The 19,318-nt window shown below is 72.9% G+C and carries 15 protein-coding genes; 13 read left to right on the top strand and 2 right to left on the bottom strand.

Annotated features, from left to right (window positions below):
• The first annotated feature begins 230 nt into the window (after nucleotides 1-230).
• The 13 genes from recG (at nucleotide 231) to ftsY (ending at nucleotide 17,039) form a co-directional block, all read left to right on the top strand.
• Nucleotides 231-2,459, top strand: coding sequence for an ATP-dependent DNA helicase RecG (gene recG, locus EKD16_RS19205; RefSeq protein WP_131099797.1), 2,229 nt, complete (start codon nucleotides 231-233; stop codon nucleotides 2,457-2,459).
• Between the two features lie 52 nt (nucleotides 2,460-2,511).
• A complete protein-coding gene (gene rsmD, locus EKD16_RS19200; RefSeq protein WP_131099794.1) occupies nucleotides 2,512-3,093 on the top strand; it encodes a 16S rRNA (guanine(966)-N(2))-methyltransferase RsmD in 582 nt (193 codons plus the stop codon).
• An 85-nt stretch (nucleotides 3,094-3,178) separates the two neighbouring features.
• The gene (gene coaD / locus EKD16_RS19195; RefSeq protein WP_131099792.1) at nucleotides 3,179-3,664 is read left to right on the top strand and encodes a pantetheine-phosphate adenylyltransferase; all 486 of its coding nucleotides are present in this window, start codon (nucleotides 3,179-3,181) and stop codon (nucleotides 3,662-3,664) included.
• A 2,083-nt stretch (nucleotides 3,665-5,747) separates the two neighbouring features.
• A complete protein-coding gene (locus EKD16_RS19190) occupies nucleotides 5,748-6,290 on the top strand; it encodes a YceD family protein (RefSeq protein ID WP_242677061.1) in 543 nt (180 codons plus the stop codon).
• A 138-nt stretch (nucleotides 6,291-6,428) separates the two neighbouring features.
• Nucleotides 6,429-6,605 carry a 50S ribosomal protein L32 gene (gene rpmF / locus EKD16_RS19185; protein ID WP_131099789.1) on the top strand — a complete coding sequence of 59 codons (177 nt, stop codon included), beginning with the start codon at nucleotides 6,429-6,431 and terminating at the stop codon, nucleotides 6,603-6,605.
• A 398-nt stretch (nucleotides 6,606-7,003) separates the two neighbouring features.
• Nucleotides 7,004-7,783: a ribonuclease III gene (gene rnc, locus EKD16_RS19180; RefSeq protein ID WP_242677060.1), complete on the top strand. Its 780-nt coding sequence runs from the start codon at nucleotides 7,004-7,006 to the stop codon at nucleotides 7,781-7,783.
• 8 nt (nucleotides 7,784-7,791) lie between these two features.
• On the top strand, nucleotides 7,792-8,658 hold the full coding sequence (gene mutM, locus EKD16_RS19175; protein WP_131099783.1) for a bifunctional DNA-formamidopyrimidine glycosylase/DNA-(apurinic or apyrimidinic site) lyase: 867 nt from the start codon (nucleotides 7,792-7,794) through the stop codon (nucleotides 8,656-8,658).
• Nucleotides 8,659-8,681: 23 nt separating this feature from the next.
• A complete protein-coding gene (locus EKD16_RS19170; protein ID WP_131099780.1) occupies nucleotides 8,682-8,972 on the top strand; it encodes an acylphosphatase in 291 nt (96 codons plus the stop codon).
• 286 nt (nucleotides 8,973-9,258) lie between these two features.
• Entirely contained in the window at nucleotides 9,259-9,450 is a 192-nt protein-coding gene (locus EKD16_RS19165; protein WP_131099777.1) for a hypothetical protein, read from the top strand.
• Between the two features lie 384 nt (nucleotides 9,451-9,834).
• Nucleotides 9,835-13,392, top strand: coding sequence for a chromosome segregation protein SMC (gene smc / locus EKD16_RS19160; RefSeq protein ID WP_131099774.1), 3,558 nt, complete (start codon nucleotides 9,835-9,837; stop codon nucleotides 13,390-13,392).
• Nucleotides 13,393-13,750: 358 nt separating this feature from the next.
• On the top strand, nucleotides 13,751-14,698 hold the full coding sequence (locus EKD16_RS19155) for an ABC transporter substrate-binding protein (RefSeq protein ID WP_131099771.1): 948 nt from the start codon (nucleotides 13,751-13,753) through the stop codon (nucleotides 14,696-14,698).
• A gap of 13 nt (nucleotides 14,699-14,711) precedes the next feature.
• On the top strand, nucleotides 14,712-15,746 hold the full coding sequence (locus EKD16_RS19150) for a FecCD family ABC transporter permease (RefSeq protein ID WP_242677059.1): 1,035 nt from the start codon (nucleotides 14,712-14,714) through the stop codon (nucleotides 15,744-15,746).
• Nucleotides 15,747-15,866: 120 nt separating this feature from the next.
• Entirely contained in the window at nucleotides 15,867-17,039 is a 1,173-nt protein-coding gene (ftsY, locus tag EKD16_RS19145; protein WP_131099767.1) for a signal recognition particle-docking protein FtsY, read from the top strand.
• 63 nt (nucleotides 17,040-17,102) lie between these two features.
• On the opposite strand, the gene EKD16_RS19140 is transcribed toward ftsY, so the two are convergent.
• Together EKD16_RS19140 and EKD16_RS19135 are read right to left on the bottom strand one after the other, a co-directional pair.
• Nucleotides 17,103-17,900, bottom strand: coding sequence for an ABC transporter permease subunit (locus EKD16_RS19140; protein ID WP_131099764.1), 798 nt, complete (start codon nucleotides 17,898-17,900; stop codon nucleotides 17,103-17,105).
• Nucleotides 17,887-18,825 (bottom strand): ABC transporter ATP-binding protein, encoded by a 939-nt coding sequence (locus tag EKD16_RS19135; RefSeq protein ID WP_131099761.1) that lies wholly within the window; start codon nucleotides 18,823-18,825, stop codon nucleotides 17,887-17,889. Before EKD16_RS19135 ends, EKD16_RS19140 begins: the two co-directional genes overlap by 14 nt.
• Nucleotides 18,826-19,318: the final 493 nt, after the last annotated feature.

Below are 19,318 nucleotides of genomic sequence, written 5' to 3'. Positions count from 1 at the left end.
GTGAGCGGGTACCCGGGAACCGGTCCCGGGCCCGGCGGGCGGCCGCAAGGAAGCGCGCGGACGCCGCACGTCCGTATGCCACTATACCGCCTGCCGCCGCTGCCCGGGACCGCGCTGCGCGCTCGGGGGCCCGGCGGGCTGTGCGCTTCGACGGCACAGCGTCGCCACCAGGGTGTACAAACGTTCTAACGTGTCCGCAGAGGAGGCAGCCGGGGCGAGGGGAGACCCGAGTGATCCGTTGGGACGAGCCGCTGCGCACCCCCCTGGGGTCGGCCGCGAAGAAGCTCGCCGATCAGCTCGACCTGCACACCGTCGGCGACCTGCTGCGCTACTACCCGCGCCGCTACGCCACCCGCGGCGAGCTGACCGACCTCTCCGCACTGGCCGAGGGGGAGCAGGTCACCGTCGTCGCGGAGGTGTACTCGGTGCACAAGCGCGATCTCCGCCGCGGCCCCGGCGGCAAGCCGCGCAGCCTGCTGGAGGCGGTCATCACCGACGGCACCGGTCGGCTCACCCTCGCCTTCTTCGCCAAGGTCGGCTACCACCAGCGCGAACTCGTCACGGGCCGGCGCGGCATGTTCGCCGGACGCGTCTCCACCTACCGCGGCAAGAAGCAGCTCGCCCACCCCGTCTACGAGATGCTGCCCGACGACTCCACCGCCGACGACCGCGCCCGCGAGTTCGCCGAGCGCCCCATCCCCATCTACCCGGCCACCAAGGACCTGCCGTCGATGACCATCGCCCGCTGCGTGCAAGACGTGCTGGACCAGGCCGCCGAGCTGCCCGACCCCCTTCCAGCAGACCTGCGCTCCCGCCACCGCCTGGCCGGTCTGCACGATGCGCTCGAACGCGTCCACCGCCCCGCCGACTCCGAGCAGATACCCCGCGCCCGCCTCCGGCTGAAATGGGACGAGGCGTTCGTGCTCCAGCTCGCCTTGGCCCGGCGGCGCCGCGACGCGGCCGAGGTCGCCGCCCGCCCCCGCCCGGGACGCGAGTCGGGGCTGCTCGACGCGTTCGACGCCGCACTTCCCTTCACGCTGACCGAGGGCCAGCGCGACGTCGGTGCGACCATCGCCGAGGGACTGGACTCCACCCACCCCATGCACCGGCTGCTGCAAGGCGACGTCGGCGCGGGCAAGACGCTCGTGGCACTGCGGGCAATGCTCCAGGTCGTCGACTCCGGCGGGCAGGCGGTGCTGCTCGCCCCAACAGAGGTGCTCGCCCAGCAGCACCACCGCTCCATCTGCGAGATGCTCGGGCCGCTCGGCCGAGCCGGCCGGCTCGACGGAGCCGACGGTGCCACCAGCGTCGCCCTGCTCACCGGGTCCCAAGGCGCGGCCGCGCGCCGCGAGGCGCTGCTGGAGGCCGCATCCGGCGCAGCGGGCATCGTCGTGGGCACCCACGCGTTGCTGCAGGAGCACGTCTCCTTCGCCGATCTCGGCTTCGTCGTCGTCGACGAACAGCACCGATTCGGCGTCGAGCAGCGCGACGCGCTGCGCGAGAAGTCCGCCGAGGGCCGTCCGCACGTGCTGGTGATGACCGCCACACCCATCCCGCGCACCGTGGCCATGACGGTCTACGGTGATCTCGACGTCGTGGCGCTGACCCAGTTGCCCTCGGGGCGGGCGCCGGTCTCCACGCACGTCGTGCCCGCCCGCGACAAGCCGCACTACCTGGAGCGCGCCTGGGAGCGGGTGCGCGAGGAGGCCGGACGGCAGCGCCAGGTCTACGTCGTCTGCCCGCGGATCGGCGACGAAGGCTCCGCACCGGGCGAGGACGCCGCCGAGGCGCCCGGCGGAGTGGGCGAAGACGAATCCGAAGATTCGGCCGGCGAAGGAGCGCCCCGCCCCCCGCTGGCCGTGACCGAGGTCGCCGCCGAACTCTCCGCCGGTCCGCTCGCCGGCCTGCGCGTGGAACCGCTGCACGGCCGCCTGCCGCCCGAGGAGAAGGATGCCGCGATGCGCCGCTTCGCGGAGGGGCGGATCGACGTGCTCGTGGCCACCACCGTGATCGAGGTCGGCGTGGACGTGCCCGGCGCCACGACCATGGTCGTCATGGACGCCGACCGCTTCGGCGTCTCCCAGCTGCACCAGCTGCGCGGGCGCGTCGGCCGCGGCGGCCTGCCCGGCCTGTGCCTGCTGGTCACCGAGGCCGAGGAGGGCACACCGGCGCGCGAGCGCCTGGACGCGGTGGCCGCGACCACCGACGGCTTCGAGCTGTCCCGCGTCGACCTGGAGCAGCGCCGCGAGGGAGACGTATTGGGCGGCGCCCAGTCCGGTCGGCGGTCGTCGCTGCGGATGCTCACCCTGTTGCGTGACGAGGAGCTGATCGGCCGGGCACGCGAGGAGGCCGCCCACTACATCGCCGAGGATCCCGCGCTCACCGCCCACCCGCCGCTGGCGGCGGCGCTTGAGGCGCTGCTCTCAGAGGAGCGGGCGGAGTACCTGGACAAGACCTGAGTTCCGAGCGCCCTCCGCCGCCCACGCCGCCGGCCGCGCTACCGTGGCCGGCATGACCCGCATCATCGCCGGCACCGCCCGCGGGCGCCGGATCGCCGTTCCCGGCGGAGGAGGCACCCGGCCCACCAGCGACCGCGCACGCGAGGCGCTGTTCGCTTCGGCGCTGAGCGACCTCGGTTCCTTCGAGGGGCTCCGGGTGCTCGACCTCTACGCCGGATCCGGGGCGATCGGACTGGAAGCCCTCTCCCGCGGGGCCGACCACGCCCTGCTCGTGGAGTCCGACCGCAAGGCGGTGGCCACGCTGCGGGCCAACATCTCCTCGCTGGGGCTGCCCGGCGCGCGCGTGGCCGCCGGGCGGGTGCGGCGGGTGCTCGACGAGGGGCCGCGCGACGGCGCCTATGACGTCGCGGTGGCCGATCCGCCCTACGCCGCCGGCCCCGCCGAGGTCGCCGCGGTCCTGGCGGCGCTGCGCGAGCACGACTGGTTGCGGCCCGGTGCGCTGGTGGTGGTGGAGCGCTCCGACCGCGACGACGACCTGGTCTGGCCAGAGAGCTACGTGCCCGACCGGGTCCGCCGGTACGGCGAGGCGGCGCTTTGGTACGGTCGCGCAGCGAGCCTTTCCGACCCGCGCTGAGCTCCGCGGCAGCACTCCTGCGAACACCGCCCTCCGCCACCCGCTCGCGCTGGAAGCCAACGTTCGTCGAGAGGAAACGATCCACGTGCGTCGCGTCGTCTGCCCCGGGTCCTTCGACCCGGTCACCAATGGACACATCGACATCATCGGGCGTGCCGCGCGTCAATACGACGAGGTGGTCACGGCCGTGCTGACCAACGTCAACAAGCGGGGCCTCTTCAGCGTCGAGGAGAAGACCGAGATGCTCCGCGAGTGCACCGCGGACCTCTCCAACGTGTCCATCTCGCAGTTCAGCGGCCTGCTGGTGGACTTCTGCCGGGACAACGGCATCGGCGCGATCATCCGCAGCCTGCGCTCGGTCAGCGACTTCGACTACGAACTGCAGATCGCCCAGATGAACTACCGGCTGGCGGGCGTCGAGACGCTGTTCATGACGGCCAATCCGCAGTACTCCTTCCTCAGCTCCAGCCTCGTGCGCGAGATCGCCCAGTACGGCGGCGACGTGAGCAGCCTCGTCACGCCCAATGTGGAGCAGCGGCTGCGCGACAAGTACAAGAGCGAGTCCGCCTAGCTAAAAGCGAGTCGGCCCAGCTAACGGGACGTCGTCGGGTTCCCGAGTTCGCGAGTTCCTCAGTTCCGTTCCCTGAGTTCCCGAGTGCCGTGTGCCCGTCCGCTCGGCGCGCCCCCGCCTGGAGCGGCGCCCCCGCTGCGCTGTGCGGTCTTGATACCGGGCGGGAACAAGGCGCCCTGGAGGGAAAGGCGGCACCGAGGACGGCGATGGCCGGGCCTGTGCCCGTCGGTTCGGGTGCGTGCCGGTGGCGGTTCCGACGGTGGCGGCGAGGGCACCGCGGGGTGGCGAGGCGGTGGCCCGGGTCTGCTGTGCGGCCTTGTTGGTCTGCCGGGCGACGGGTGGTCTTACGGAAAAGCGGCGCCGAGGACGGCGGTGGGCTGGGCCTGCGGACACCGGGCCGGGTGCCCGCCGGTGGCGCGCCCGACGGGGGCAGCGACGACGTCGGCGGGGCCGGGCCTGGGGTGGTCGGGGCGGCGCCCGGTCGTCGGCGGGGCCCGATACGGGGCGGTCGGCGGTGGTCATACGGCCGGACCGGGGGCACGCAATGCACCTACGTGCGGTGGCATCGGCCTCGGCGCCGCCCCGAGGTGCCACTCTCGCGCCGTCATTCCGCGATGCGAAATAAAACGGGGTGTTTTGTTCGCCAATGACCGAGTTATCGGTGGGCCTGCCTCCGCGCTGCGGCGGGGATGGCGCACGAGGTGCACCGAATGGCGCGAAAACAGCCCCCGACGTCAACTTTTCGTGCCCCTCGTGGCCGCTGCGCCTGCCGAGGTCGCCCGTAAAACGGGCATAGACCCCAAAAACCACCCCATCGGGGGGTGGGGCTCCCCGCGGCCGCGCCCGGGCGCCACGAGCGACACGTCGCCCCCTCGGCCCCCGTTCCGGCGCACCACCGGGGGCGTGCGAGCGCCCGCGGCCGCGCCCCGCCGCGCTGCCTCCACCCTGTGCGGGCCCGGCAGGGGACACGGCGACACCCAGCCGGCCCGCCGGCGCCGGTAGGTCCCCTATGCCGGTCCATCCGGCGATGATCGCGAACTTATGGCCGCGGAATACGCCTTCCTGCGACCATAAGTTCGCGATAGACGCGCCAAGCCGCGCCGAGTCTGTCTGCAGGGCTGGATTCGGCGCCGAATCCAGCCCTGCAGACAGACTCGATGGGACCGGTACCGCCCAACGCAGGGTTTTAACCAGACAGCGGCCGGAATCCGGTGAAAACCGCGCGTTCGATGCGCCAACCGGCCCGCCGCGGCCCAACGCCGCCGCCGCACGGGCCACCGGCGAGCACCGGGTGCGTCGACCGCGGGCCCGGCCCTCCGCCGCCCTCGGCGCCCGTCGTTCCCCGTCAGGCGCCCCGTCACTCGGCAGACCAGCAAGGCCGCCCAGCGGACCCGACCCGTTCGCGTCGGCCACGGTCACCGGCCAGCACCGGGTGCGTCAACCGCAGGCCGGACCCCGCGCCGTCCTCGGTGCCGCCTTTTCGTGCAGGTGACCCGCCGCCCGGCAGACCAGCAAGGCCGCCCAGCGGACCCGACCCGTTCGCGTCGGCCACGGTCACCGGCGAGCACCGGGTGCGTCGACCGCGGGCCCGGCCCTGCGCCGTCCTCGGCGCCCGTCGTTCCCCGCAGGCCACCCGCCGCCCGGCAGACCAGCAAGGCCGCCCAGCGGACCCGACCCGTTCGCGTCGGCCACGGCCACCGGCCAGCACCGGGTGCGTCGACCGCGGGCCCGGCCCTCCGCCGCCCTCGGCGCCCGTCGTTCCCCGCAGGCCACCCGCCGCCCGGCAGGCCGGCAAGGCCGCACAGCGCAGACGAGCCGCCTCGCCGCTCGCGCAACCGCCCCGCCATCGGCTGTGGACCGGGCCTCTTCCGGAGCTTTGCGGGGTTGATTTGGGCCGCGTGTCGTGTCGTAGCTATACTGGCGGACCGGCTACGCCCTTATACCAGGTGTGGTCTTTCTTCCTGTCCGAAGTCGTCCGCGACGCCGTTCCGGCGACCACCGACCGGCCGTACCCGCTCAAGCGGGGGCGGCGACTGCTGAAAGCGCGATCACTCTGTCTCGTCTAGACGCCCGGGCCCCGCTGGTGGTCGATACGCGGCCGCTGGGGCGCCAGCCCGGCTCCATGCGGACCGTCGAGCGCTCCGTGCCCGCACCCGCACAGTTCGCCACGGGGATGGCGACCGTGTCCGAGGGCGCGCCGATCGAACTCCGCCTGCGGCTTGAGGCCGTGATGGAAGGGGTCCTCGTCACGGGCCGGGCCCGCGTCGACTACGAGGCCGAGTGCGCCAGGTGCCTGGATCCCATCCACGACACCGTGGAGGCGGAGTTCCAGGAGCTGTTCCGCTACCCCGGCGAGGACGGGCTGGGACCCGAGGACACGGACACCGAGGACGAGGAAGAGGATTACTATCTAGAGGGCGAACTCCTCGACCTCGAACAAGTGGTGCGCGACGCCGTCGTGCTCGCGCTGCCGCTGTCGCCGCTGTGCCGGGACGACTGTCCGGGCCTGTGCGCCGAGTGCGGGGCGAAACTCGCCGAGGCCGGCCCCGAGCACGGTCACGGTGAGCGCATCGACCCCCGCTGGGAGGCGCTGCGCGACCTCGGCGAGGAGTTCGGTGACCGATGAGCCCGCTCCGCGGAGCGTCTCGCCTTCGCCTCCGGGCGGAGACGGACCCCCGGAGCACCGCGGTGTTCCCCGCCCATGCGGGGCGCACCCCTGCAAGTAACGCTCCCGCGACCGCGCGGGTGACCCAGGAGGATTGAAGTGGCTGTCCCGAAGCGGAAGATGTCGCGGAGCAACACCCGCAAGCGCCGTTCCCAGTGGAAGGCGTCGCGCCCGGAGCTCGTCACCTGCCCGCGCTGCCGCGACCCCAAGCTGCCCCACACGGCCTGCCCGACGTGTGGCACCTACAACAACCGCCAGGTCCTCGACGTCTCCTAAGGAGAGCCGGACCAGGGCAGCTGCGGCCGGCTCCGCCCGGGCGCAGCGCACGCGCTTCCGGGATAGGCGGCGGTGAGCGCGGACACCGCGCCGGGCCGCCGCCTGCCCGGTCTACGCGAGCCGTGCGAAGCGGGCGCGGCGGGCCGTGTGCGGGCCCGCCCGCAGGGACACCCCACCGCGCCCGCTCGCGGAGGGCTTTTCGGGTATTCGCGACAACCGAAGACGACCGCGCCGGTTCGGGCATATCCCGAGGCCGTGGTGGCCGCCGGGGAGGGCCGCAGTCTCTCCGCGACGCTCACCTCGCCCTCGAGCGTCCCTGATCGGCTTAGTTGAGCCCAGCGCCGGAGCGACCGCGCGGTTGGGCGAGCGGAGCTGAAGATCAGGAGTGTGAACGTCGAGTGGCCACACAGCTCAACGCGGCCGAGGCCCGCGAGTTCTACCGTGCGATCGGTGTCGAGATCGACGCCCAGGTCCTGGCGCGGGCGCTGACGCACCGCTCCTACGCCTATGAGAAGGGCGGCCTGCCCACCAACGAGCGCTTGGAGTTCCTCGGCGACTCCGTGCTCGGGCTGATCGTCACCGACACCCTGTTCCGCGAGCACCCGGACCTGCCCGAGGGGCAGCTCGCCAAGCTGCGCGCGGCCGTGGTCAACATGCGGGCGCTGGCCGACGTCGCCCGGGACCTGGGCATCGGCGATTACATCCGGCTGGGGCGCGGCGAGGAGGGCACCGGCGGTCGCGACAAGTCCTCGATCCTGGCCGACACCTTGGAGGCCATCATCGGGGCGGTCTACCTCGACCGCGGCCTGGAGGTGGCCTCCCGGTTCGTGCACCGGCTGTTCGACCCGCTCATCGCCACGGCTTCGGGCCTGGGAGCGGGTCTGGACTGGAAGACGTCCCTGCAGGAGCTCACCGCCGCGGAGATGCTCGGTGTGCCCGAGTACCACGTCGACGAGAGCGGCCCCGACCACCAGAAGACCTTCCGCGCGACCGTGCGGGTGGCCGGCGACGACTACGGCATGGGCGAGGGGCGCAGCAAGAAGGAGGCCGAGCAGCAGGCGGCCGAGTCCGCCTGGAAGGCCATCCGCGCCGCCTCGGCGCGCGTCGAGGATCCGGTCGACGCGGTGGGCTCTGCCGACCCGGGCGACTCGGTCGACCCGGCCGACGACCGGGACTGAGGTGTCTGGTGCCCGAGCTTCCCGAGGTCGAGGTCGTCCGCGCCGGACTGGAGCGCTGGGTGCGGGAGCGCACGGTCGACGACGTCGCCGTCCTGCACCCCCGCTCGGTGCGCCGCCACGCCGCCGGTGCCGACGACTTCTCGGCGCGGCTGCGTGAGCGCACGGTCACCGAGGTGCGGCGCCGCGGCAAGTACCTGTGGCTGACGCTGGACTCCGGCGACGCGCTGCTGGCGCACCTGGGCATGAGCGGCCAGCTGCTGATGCAGCCGCGCGAGCAGGCCGCCGAGCGCCACCAGCGGGTCCGGATCGGGCTGGGAGCCGACGAGCGCGAGCTGCGCTTCGTCGACCAGCGCACGTTCGGGCACCTCATGGTCGATCCCATGGTCGACGACGCCCGCGGCGGCTCGGTCGGTGTGCCGTCGGTGATCGGCCACATCGCGCTCGACCCGCTCGACCGCGACTTCGACGACGACGCGTTCTCCGCGCTGCTGAGGCGGCGGCGCACCGAGCTGAAGCGTGCTCTGCTGGATCAGTCGCTCGTCAGCGGGGTAGGCAACATCTATGCGGACGAGGCGCTGTGGCGCTCCCGGCTGCACTGGGCGCGTGCCACGGCGACCCTGCGCCGCCCGCAGGTCGCCGCCCTGCTGGAGGAGCTCCGAGCGGTGCTGTGCGAGGCCCTGGCCGCGGGCGGGACCTCGTTCGACAGCCTGTACGTCAACGTCAACGGCGAAAGCGGGTACTTCGAGCGCGGTCTGAAGGCCTATGGGCGCCGCGGCCTGCCCTGCGAGCGCTGTGGCGCGCCGATCCGGCGCGACGCCTTCATGAACCGCTCGTCCTACAGCTGCCCGCGCTGTCAGCGCCCGCCGCGCGGGTGAAACGCCGGAAGGGGGAGGAGCCGATGGATTCGGAACAGGACTCCGAGGCACGGATGACCGCGTGGGTGCGCGGCCGGGTACAGGGCGTCGGATTCCGCTGGTGGGTCCGCGCGCGGGCGCTGGAACTGGGCCTGACCGGGGCCGCCACCAACCTCGGCGACGGTCGGGTCGAGGTGGTGGCCGAGGGGCCGCGCCCGCGGTGCGAGGAACTTCTCACCCTGCTGGGCGGGGGTGAGACCCCCGGAGAGGTGACGGGGGTCGTCGAGAGATGGGAAAATCCCCGGGGTGCGTTCTCCGGATTCACCGAGCGGTGAGTATCCTGGAGGAGCAACACGATTCGCGGGCACCCGTCCGGACGCCGGTATCGGCCGCTGGATGCGCGCACGGGGGTGCTCTGCGCCGGGTCGTGCGTTGCGACCTGCCCGATTACGGCGCGTAACCTGCTCATTCGTACAACCTTGACCAGCAACGCCCATGGTGAGACTCTGGAAAGTGGACCGCGCGCCTTTCCATACCGGGAGTTGCCGACTACCGACGGCGCTCCCGAGGCTCATATGCGCGTGAATCGAATCTGGTCACTCAGTGTGGAGGACCCACATCATGGCGAAGGCTCTGTTTGGCCACGTCGGAGGTCCTGACCCTCAGATGGTTCAGGAGATGCGGCGACTGCAGAAACGAGTACGTGACCTCGAAGACGAGATCGGTCGGCTTCAGGCGCGAAACGACCAGCTCTCCGCGGCTGTGACCGACGTCGCTGTCAGTGCGACCGACCGCGAGCCCGCGCTCGCCTGACGCCCCGCGGCAACCCGCGACGCGATAAAGGGGCGCCCCATCATCGACCGGCGTCCCTGAGCGGGGCATAGGGGAGACCCTGTTTCCCCGATCGAACGATTCTGTTCACCGAGATCCTCTCTGCGGCATACCCGGGAGTGCGATCCCGCAACCCCCGGCGGATGCGCTTTCGGCGCTCCGCGGATCCGGCGCCCAGGGGAATCCGACACCCCACCCACCCCGCGCGCCCCGCCGCCCCCGAGACGGCCAGGGGCGCACACGGGTGGGCAGGCGCCGCGGATCGGAACGGACACCGGGGCGAATGCGCAGACGGACGCCGCCGGTTCATGGCACCCTTGGTCTCCATACGACCGGAGCCGGCTAGCGGACAAGGGGGCCAGCGGCGTGTATCTGAAGAACCTCACGCTGCGCGGCTTCAAGTCGTTCGCCTCGGCCACCACGCTGCGCTTCGAGCCCGGCATCACCACCGTCGTGGGCCCCAACGGCTCCGGCAAGTCCAACGTGGTCGACGCGCTCGCGTGGGTCATGGGCGAGCAGGGCGCCAAGTCCCTGCGCGGCGGCAAGATGGAGGACGTCATCTTCGCGGGGACGTCCTCCCGCGCCGCCCTGGGCCGCGCCGAGGTCAGCCTGACCATCGACAACGGCGACGGGGCCCTGCCCATCGACTACTCCGAGGTCACCATCAAGCGGACCATGTTCCGCAACGGCGGCTCGGAGTACTCCATCAACGGCGACACCTGCCGCCTGCTCGACATCCAGGACCTGCTCAGCGACTCCGGAATCGGCCGCGAGATGCACGTCATCGTCGGCCAAGGGCAGTTGGACACCGTTCTGCACGCCGGCCCCGACGAGCGCCGCGCACTGATCGAGGAGGCCGCCGGCATCCTCAAGCACCGCAAGCGCAAGGAGAAGGCGCTGCGCAAGCTCGACGCGATGCAGGGCAACCTCGACCGCGTCACCGATCTCACATCGGAGCTGCGCCGCCAGCTGAAACCGCTGGGCAAGCAGGCTGAGCTCGCCCGGCGCGCCGCCGTCATCCAGGCCGATCTGCGCGACGCGCGCCTGCGCCTGCTCGCCGACGACATCGTCACCCTGCGTGAGGCGCTGGAGAAGGAGGAGGCCGACGAGGCCGCGGTGCGCAGCCGGCGCGAGGCCGCCGAGAAGTCGCTGGCCGACGCCCAGGCGCGTGAGACGCGGCTGGACACCGCCGCCGGCGAGGCCGCCCCGGTTCTCGCCCGCCTGCAGGACACCTACCACGGCTTGTCCCGGCTCAAGGAGCGGATGAGCGCCGTGGCCTCCCTGGCCCGGGAACGCCACCGCAACCTCGCCGCCGAGCCGGAGCAGGAGCGCACCGGTCGCGATCCGGCCGAGCTGGAGCGGGAGGCCGAGGAGGCCCGCGCGCAGGAGGAGGAGCTGCAGTACCGGCTCGACGACGCGCGCGAGACGCTGGAGGCCGCCGTCGCCGATCGCACCGCCGCCGAGGAGGCGCTGCAGGAGGAGGAGCGGCGCGTCGCCGCGGCCGCCCGCGCCGCCGCCGACCGCCGCGAAGGGCTGGCCAAGCTGCGCGGGCGCGTGGACGCGCTGCGCAGCAGGCTCGCCGCCAGCGAGGCCGAGGTCGAGCGGCTGGACGCCGCCGCCGTGGAGGCCCGCGAGCGCGCCGAGGCCCAACAGGCCGAGTACGAGCAGGCCCAGGCCGACTCCGCCGGGCTCGACGAGGGCGACGCCGAACTCGACACCGCCCAGGACGACGCGAAGCGGCGCCTGGCCGATATGGACGCGCGTCTGGAGGAGCTGCGCGAGACCGAGCGCACCGCCGAGCGGGAGCGCGCCGCGCTCGCCGCGCGCAAGGAGGCCCTGGAGATGGGCCTGAACCGCAAGGACGGCGCCGCCGCGCTGCTCGCGGCCCGGGAGCGCCTGCCGGGCCTGCTCGGTTCGCTGGCGACCCTGGTGGACGTCGAACCCGGCCACGAGACCGCCGTTGCCGCCGCGTTCGGGGCCGCGTCCGAGGCCGTGGCCGCCGAGGACCCCGATACCGCCCGCTCGGCCGTCGAGCTGCTCAAGACCGAGGACGCCGGTCGGGCGAGCGTCGTCGTCGCCGACGGCGCCGGAGCCGAGGCCCGCGCGGACTGGCCGCGGCTGCACGACGGGTTCCGCTACGCCGCCGACGCGGTGAGGCCCCCGGAGCGGTTGCGCTCGGCTGTCGCCGCGCTGCTGGACCGCGTCGTGCTGGTCGCCGACGCCGAGGCGGCCCGCGAGCTGCTCGCGGCTTCGCCTCGGCTGCGCGCCGTCACCGCCGACGGTGACGTCTACAGCACCGGACTGGTCCAGGGCGGATCGGCCACCGCGCCCAGCCTGCTGGAGGTGCAGGCGGCCGTGGACGAGGCCGACGAGCAGCTGGCCGCTGCCGCGGCGGCCGCCGAGGACGCCGCCGAGCGCCTCGCCGCGGCCCGGCGCGAACGCGGCGACCTCGCCGTCGCGCTGGACGAGGTCACCGCGCGCCGCCGGGCCGCCGACAAGCAGCGCAACGACGTCGCCCAGCAGCTGGGCAAGCTCGGCGGACAGGCCCGCGCGGCCGCCGCCGAGGTCGAGCGCTACACCTCCGCCGCGGCGAAAGCCGGCACCGCCCGCCAAAGCGACCTGGACGACCTCGCCGCGCTGGAGGAGCGGCTCACCGAAGCCGAGGCCGAACCCGTCGACGACGGCGAGCCCGATACCGAGCGGCGCGACACTCTGGCCGAGCAGGCCAGCGCCGCCCGCGCCAAGGAGACCGAGTCCCGCCTGGCGGTGCGCACCTCCGAGGAGCGGGTGCGCTCCATCGCGGGCCGGGCCGAAGGGCTGCTGCGCGCCGCCGCCGAGGAGCGGGAGTCCCGCCGCCGCGCCACCGAGCGCCGCGCCCGCCGCCGCAGCCAGTCGCGGGTCGCCGAGGCCGTTGCCGAGTCGGCCGCCCTGGCGCTGAAACGCATCGAGTCCTCCTTGGCCGCCGCCGACGCCGAGCGCAAAGAGGCCGAGCAGGAGCGCGCCGCCCGCGACGCCGAGCTGAAGACGGTGCGTGCCCGGGTGCGCGAGCTGTCGGTGGAACTGGAGAAGCTCGTCAACTCCGTGCACGGTAGCGAGGTCGCGCGCGCCGAGCGCAAGCTGCGCCTGGAGCAGCTGGAGACCAAGGCCGTGGAGGAGATGGGCATCGAGGTCTCCGTGCTCGTCGAGGAGTACGGGCCCCGGGTGCCCGTGCCGCCGCCCGCCGACGCCAAGGAGGACGAGGCGGTCGCCGTCCCCTACGTGCGCGAGGTGCAGGAGAAGCGCGCCCGCAGCGCGGAGCGGCAGCTCAACCAGCTCGGCAAGATCAATCCGCTGGCGCTGGAGGAGTACGCCGCGCTGGAGGAGCGCCACGCCTTCCTCAACGCCCAGTTGGAGGACCTGAAGAAGACCAGGCGCGACCTGCTGTCGGTGGTCGAGCAGGTCGACGCGCGGGTGCAGGAGGTGTTCTCGGCCGCGTTCGCCGACGTCGAGCGGGAGTTCGCGCAGATCTTCGGCCGGCTGTTTCCCGGCGGCGAGGGCCGGCTGGTGCTCAGTGAACCCGGCGACATGCTCGCCACCGGCGTCGAGGTCGAGGCCCGCCCGCCCGGCAAGAAGGTCAAGCGCCTCTCGCTGCTCTCCGGCGGCGAGCGCTCGCTGACCGCGGTCGCCTTCCTCGCCGCGATCTTCAAGGCGCGCCCGTCGCCGTTCTACGTCATGGACGAGGTCGAGGCGGCCCTCGACGACACCAATCTGCAGCGGCTCCTGGTGATCTTCGACGAGCTCCGCGAGGCGTCCCAGCTCATCGTCATCACCCACCAGAAACGCACCATGGAGGCCGCCGACGCCCTTTACGGCGTGACCATGCAGAACGACGGGATCTCCCAAGTCATCAGCCAGAAGCTGGACCGCACCGTCCCCGGCCCCTGAAATCCGGGCGCGGCGGAACCGCCGCGGACGTGTTCGCGCAGGTCGGGCCGGTCGCCGCCACCCCCGGCCCAAGGGGGCGCGAATCAACGGCTAAAGTGGACATCGCGCCCTGCGTACGAAACCGCAGGGCAACGGCACCGTGCGAGCGAAGTCCGGTGCGGGCGACCGGCGCCGCCGGCCCCGCGAATCCGGCGCTGCCCCGCAACTGTGAGACGCGCCCGGCGACGGGCGCGGCGAGCCAGGTCGCCTCCGCTGTGCCGCGGCCCACTGCCCTCGCGGGAGGGCGGACCGCCCACGACGCGTACGCGCGCGGGTTCCGCTCCTCTGCCGCGCCCACCGAGACCCGAGAAGGAGTCCCGTGCCAAGCGCACGTCGCCTGCCGGCCGCACTGCTGCTGGCGGCACTCGCCCTGTCCGCCTGCGGCAGCCCGCAGAACACCGGCCAGGACGCCCAGGAGCAGCACGACCAAGACGCCGGTGCGTTCCCCGTCACCGTCCAGGACGCCTCCGGCGAGGTCACCATCGAATCCCCGCCCCAGCGCATCGTTTCACTGACGCCCTCGGTGACCGAGATGCTGTTCGCGATCGGCGCCGGCGAGCAGGTGGCCGCCGTCGACGAGTACTCGAACCACCCCGAGAAGGCGCCCACGACCGACCTGTCCGGCTTCGAGCCCAGCGTCGAGGCGATCACCGAGTACAACCCCGATCTGGTGGTGCTGGCGCGCGACGCCGCCGACGCCGCCGAGCAGCTGCGCAAGGTCGACGTTCCGGTGCTGCTGATGCCCGCTGCCACCACCCTCGACCAGGCCTACGGGCAGATGCGCATGCTGGGCGAGTCCACCGGTCACGCCGACCGGGCCGACGAGGTCGCCGACCGGGTCGAAAGCGACGTCGACCGCATCGTCGAGGAGACCACCGCCGAGCTCGGCGACACCGACCTCAGCTTCTACCACGAGCTGGACGCGGGCTTGTACTCGGTCACCTCCGAGACGTTCATCGGCCAGGTCTACGACCGCTTCGGGCTGGAGAACATCGCCGACTCCGCCGAGGACGCGGCCGGCGGCTACCCCCAGCTTTCGGCGGAGTACGTCGTCGAGCAGGACCCCGACCTGATCTTCCTCTCCTACCCCGGCGACCAGGTGGTCCAGGAGGTACGCAAGCGTCCCGCCTTCGACGAGATCGACGCCGTACAGGACGGCGACATCGTCCGGCTCGACCCCGACATCTCCTCGCGGTGGGGTCCGCGCGTGGTGGACCTGGCCGAGAGCGTCTCCGCCGCGGTCACCGCCGCCGCCGAAGATCAGTAGGAGCAGCGGGCCGGTGAGACGCGTGCGGACGGCCTGGCTGTGGCCGCCGCTGGGGTTGGCGGCGCTCGCCGCGGCCATGCTGATGGGCGTGGCCGCCGGTGCCGCGTCCATCGGCCCTGTCGACATCGCCGCGGCACTGGCGAGCCGCCTGCCGCTCAGCCCGATCGAATCCCCGCTGAGCGAGCTGCAGGGGGCCGTACTCGTCGAGCTGCGGCTGCCCCGAGTGGTGCTGGGCGCCCTGGTCGGCGGGCTGCTGGCCAGCGCGGGTGCCGCCTACCAGGGGGTCTTTCGCAACCCGCTGGCCGACCCCTACCTGCTGGGGGCGGCCAGCGGTGCGGGACTGGGCGCCACCCTGGTGCTTGCGTTCGGGGCGCAGCTGCTGGACGCGCCGCAGGCCGTGGTCCCGGTCGCGGCCTTCGCGGGTGCGCTGGCCGGGGTGGCCGCCGCCTACGCTCTGGGCGCCATGGCGGGCCGCGGCGGCACCGCGACCCTGCTGCTGGCCGGGATCGCGGTGTCGTCGTTCCTGTCGGCGGCGCAGAACCTGGTGCAGATGATCCGGGTGGAGGAGCTGCGGCGCATCTACTCCTGGATGCTGGGCGGGCTGGGCACCGGCGGCTGGGACGACGTGGCGATGATCGCCCCCTACGCGGCGGCGAGCGTGGCGGTGCTGATGGGCTGCGGCTACCTGCTGGATCTGCTCGCCCTGGGCGACGAGAAGGCCGCCAGCCTGGGGTTGAACGCCACCGGCGTGCGGCTCGTGGTGATCTCGGCGGCGTCGCTGGCCACCGCCGCGGCCGTGTCGGTCAGCGGGCTGATCGGCTTCGTGGGGATTGTGGTACCGCACATCGTCCGGCGGCTGGTGGGTACCGGTTACCGGATGATCCTGCCCGTTTCGCTGCTTAGCGGAGCGGCGTTCCTGGTCCTGGTGGATATCGCGGCACGCACCCTGATCGCGCCGGCCGAGCTGCCGCTGGGCGTGGTGACGGCGTTCCTCGGCGCGCCGTTCTTCGTGTTCATCCTCCGGACGACACGCAACAGAGCCGGCTGATACATCGCCGCGTGACCCGATCGAGAGCCGTGGTCTGGGAGACTGGAGGCTGTTGCGGCTCCTCCCCGGTCCGCGGTCCGAGCGGCATCGACCAGGGCGTACGCACACGCAAGGAGACTGATGGACTACACGATCTTCGCCGTGATCATCTTCGTCGTGGCCCTGCTGGTCGTCGGCGGCGCCTTCCTGATCCGGCCCCGGCGGTCGGAGGCCCCGCCCAAGCCGCGGCCCGGGGAGCGCGAAGGCGGCGCCGCGGGCACGACGACGGCGGAGCCCGAGGAGGCCGAGGAGCGGGAGCGGCCTCTGGACGCCGCCAAGGGAGCCACACCCGAGGCGCCCGCGGCGCCGGAGGTCGAGACCCCTCCGCCGTCGGCGGGCCGCCTGGTGCGGCTGCGCGCCCGGCTGGCGCGCTCGCAGAACGCGTTCGGCCAGGGGCTGCTGAGCCTGCTTTCGGCGGACCGGCTCGACGAGTCCGCCTGGGAGGAGATCGAAGACACCCTGATCACCGCCGACGTGGGCGTCGCCTCGGCGTCCGCGATCGTCGACAACCTGCGCACCAAGGTCAAGGTGCTGGGCAGCCGCACGCCCGAGGAGGTGCGCGACCTGCTGCGCACGGAGCTGCTGGCGCAGATCGGCACCGATCAGGACCGCACCGTGCACACCGAGCCGCGCGCCGGTTCGCCCGCGGTCGTCATGGTCGTCGGGGTCAACGGCACGGGCAAGACCACCACCACCGGCAAGCTCGCCCGGGTGCTGGTGGGCGACGGCCGCAGCGTGGTGCTGGGTGCCGCCGATACCTTCCGCGCGGCGGCGGCCGACCAGCTGGAGACTTGGGGCGGCCGCGTCGGCGCCCCGGTGGTCCGCAAGGAGGAGGGCGCCGACCCCGCGAGCGTGGCCTTCGAGGCGGTCTCGCGCGGTGCCGCGGACGGCGCCGACACGGTCATCGTCGACACCGCCGGCCGCCTGCACACCAAGACCGGGCTGATGGACGAGCTCGGCAAGGTCAAGCGCGTCATCGAGAAGCAGACGCCGGTCGACGACGTCCTGCTGGTGCTGGACGCCACCACCGGCCAGAACGGGCTCCGCCAGGCGCGGGTGTTCGCCGAGGTGGTCAACATCTCCGGGATCGTGCTCACCAAGCTCGACGGCACGGCCAAGGGCGGCATCATCATCCAGGTCCAGCGCGAACTGGGGGTCCCGGTCAAGCTGGTGGGCCTGGGGGAGGGCCCCGACGACCTCGCGCCGTTCGACCCTGAGGCGTTCGTCGACGCGATCCTCGAAGGCGGGGAGTAGGCGCGCGCCGGCAGTGTCGGCCCGGCCGAGGGGAGCCCCTTGCCGACCGGGCCGCTTCACCGTCTACACCAGTACGTCGCGCCGGGCGAACCGGGCCAGCCCGAGTCCGGCCAGCACCAGCGGGATGCCCACCAGCACCGCTGTGAAGGCCGGGTCGATGCCGTTGCGCAGCGGCTCGGGGTCGAGCGCGTAGTAGAACGGCGAGAGGAACCGCATCCACTCCAGTTCGTCCTGCTGCAGCGCGAAGGTGTTGCCGAGGTAGCCCACGACCGCGAGCACGGCGGCGCCACCGATCGCATAGACGCGCCGGCCGGTGACCGCGCCGACGGCCAGGGCCAACGTCCCGTAGCACAAGCCGATCAGGGCCGTGCCCAGCGCGGCGGCCGCCAGTCTGCCCGCGGCGATGTCCAGATCCAGCGCGGGGCTCAGCGCCAGGAGCACCACCCAGATGGTCAGGCCCAGCAGCGCGACGAACACCACGAGGGCGGCGAAGCGCTGCAGCAGCACCCGGTAGCGGCCGACCGGGTGGGACAGCACCAGCTCCAGGGCGCCCTCTTCCTCCTCGCCGGCGATGGCGCGCGTGCCGAAGGCGATCGCGGCGATCGTGATCAGGATCGGCGTGAGCAGCCCGAAGACCGTGCTGCCCAAGTACCCCTCCGCCGAGGTGAGGTCGCTCCAACCCATGGATTCGGCCAGCTGCGGCATCTGCTCGACGAACGCGGCCATGGCGTCGCCGGTCTCGCGCATCGACGGCCAGAAGGAGCTGTAGAGCGCGGTCACGGCGGCGACGCCGATCATCCAGCCCAGGATGCCGCGGCGGCTGTCGATCAGGAACTTGCCGAAGATGTCACGCGTGAGCATCGGAGCCCTCCTCCCGGCGCGCCGCGTCGCCGTTGTTGTAGTGGGTGAAGAACAGCTCCTCCAGGTCGGGTTCCTCGCTGGTGAGCCCCGTCACGGTGTGCGCAGCGGCCTGTTTGACCAGCGCGTCGGGGCTGCCCTCGACCGTGCAGGTCAGCGTCCTGCCCTCCACGGAGGCGTCGCGCACGTGCTCCAGCCCGGCGAACTCCGCGGCGTCCACCGGCTCGGCGAAAGCCAGGGTGACCCGGCGCAGCGCCCGCGCCCGCAGGTCGTCCATGTCCTCCAGCGCCACGATGCGGCCGGCGCGGATGATGGCGGCCTCGTCGGCTACGTCCTGCACCTCGCTGAGGACGTGGGAGGACATGAACACGGTGCGGCCGTCGTCGCGGACCTCGCGTACCAGGTTCAGAAACTCCTGCTGCAGCAGCGGGTCCAGTCCGCTGGTGGGCTCGTCCAGGATGAGCAGCCGCGGCCGGTGCATGAACGCCTGCACCAGCCCGACCTTCTGCTTGTTGCCCTTGGACAGCCCCCGCACCGGCCGGTCCAGGTCGAGGGCGAACCGCTCGGCCAGGATCTCGATCTCGCGCCGGTCGACGCCGCCGCGCAGGTGGCCCAGGAACGACAGCATCTCCCGGGCGGGTCGCCTGCTGGTCATGGGCAGCTCGCCCGGCAGGTAGCCGATGTCGCGGCGCAGCCGCACGCCGTCGCGGCGCGGCTCGCCGCCCAGCAGGGTCACCTCGCCGGCGTCGCGGCGGATGAGATCCAGCAGGATGCGGATGGTCGTGGTCTTTCCGGCCCCGTTGGGACCGAGGAAGCCGAAGACGTCGCCCTCTGCGACGGTCAGGTCGACTCCGGAGAGCGCCCGGTGGCGCCCGTAGTTCTTGGTCAGTCCTCGGCAACTGATGACCGGTAGGGGATCTGCGGTCATGGCATGAACTCGATTCTGCGCTTGCCACTCGTTCCCGGCTCGCTTCCGGGATGTCGCATGGTCGTTCGGGCGCGGACGGCCCGGCGGTGGTCGCGGAACGGCACGCGGCCGTCCGCCGCGCACCGCCGACCGCCGTACAGCCCACAATGCGGGCGCGCCGCGTTCGGTTCCTCGCGAACGTGCCGTGGGCGCATCCGGTCGGCAGAGCGCCGGAACACCGGCACCGCCGCGCCGATCGGGTGTGAACAGTCCTCTCGGCGGTGCGGCGGAGAGCCGCCGCGGCAGCCGTGGCGACCCGCCGACCGCGCGGTCGGCCGGGCGCGCGGACGTGCGCGCCGGCCTCGGCGCGGAAGGCGGGCGCACGTCGGCGGGCGCCGCGCCGGTGTGAACGACCCTTGACCGACACGCGCGGCCAGGCGGCACAGGGGCCTGCCCGTAGCTGCGGGCGCGTCAGCCCACGCGTGCCGCGCTTCCCGCGTGCGTGCGGGTCGGC

The sequence above is a fragment of the Streptomonospora litoralis genome, from assembly GCF_004323735.1.
Classification (GTDB): domain Bacteria; phylum Actinomycetota; class Actinomycetes; order Streptosporangiales; family Streptosporangiaceae; genus Streptomonospora; species Streptomonospora litoralis.
Note: the sequence above shows the minus strand (reverse complement) of the source record. Positions and strands in the feature narration are given on the sequence as shown.

Coding starts and splice junctions, on each gene's coding strand:
- rsmD (WP_131099794.1), top strand. CDS start 2,512: ATGACCCGCATCATCGCCGGCACCGCCCGCGGGCGCCGGATCGCCGTT.
- ftsY (WP_131099767.1), top strand. CDS start 15,867: ATGGACTACACGATCTTCGCCGTGATCATCTTCGTCGTGGCCCTGCTG.
- EKD16_RS19140 (WP_131099764.1), bottom strand. CDS start 17,900: ATGCTCACGCGTGACATCTTCGGCAAGTTCCTGATCGACAGCCGCCGC.
- EKD16_RS19165 (WP_131099777.1), top strand. CDS start 9,259: ATGGCGAAGGCTCTGTTTGGCCACGTCGGAGGTCCTGACCCTCAGATG.
- EKD16_RS19135 (WP_131099761.1), bottom strand. CDS start 18,825: ATGACCGCAGATCCCCTACCGGTCATCAGTTGCCGAGGACTGACCAAG.
- EKD16_RS19170 (WP_131099780.1), top strand. CDS start 8,682: ATGGATTCGGAACAGGACTCCGAGGCACGGATGACCGCGTGGGTGCGC.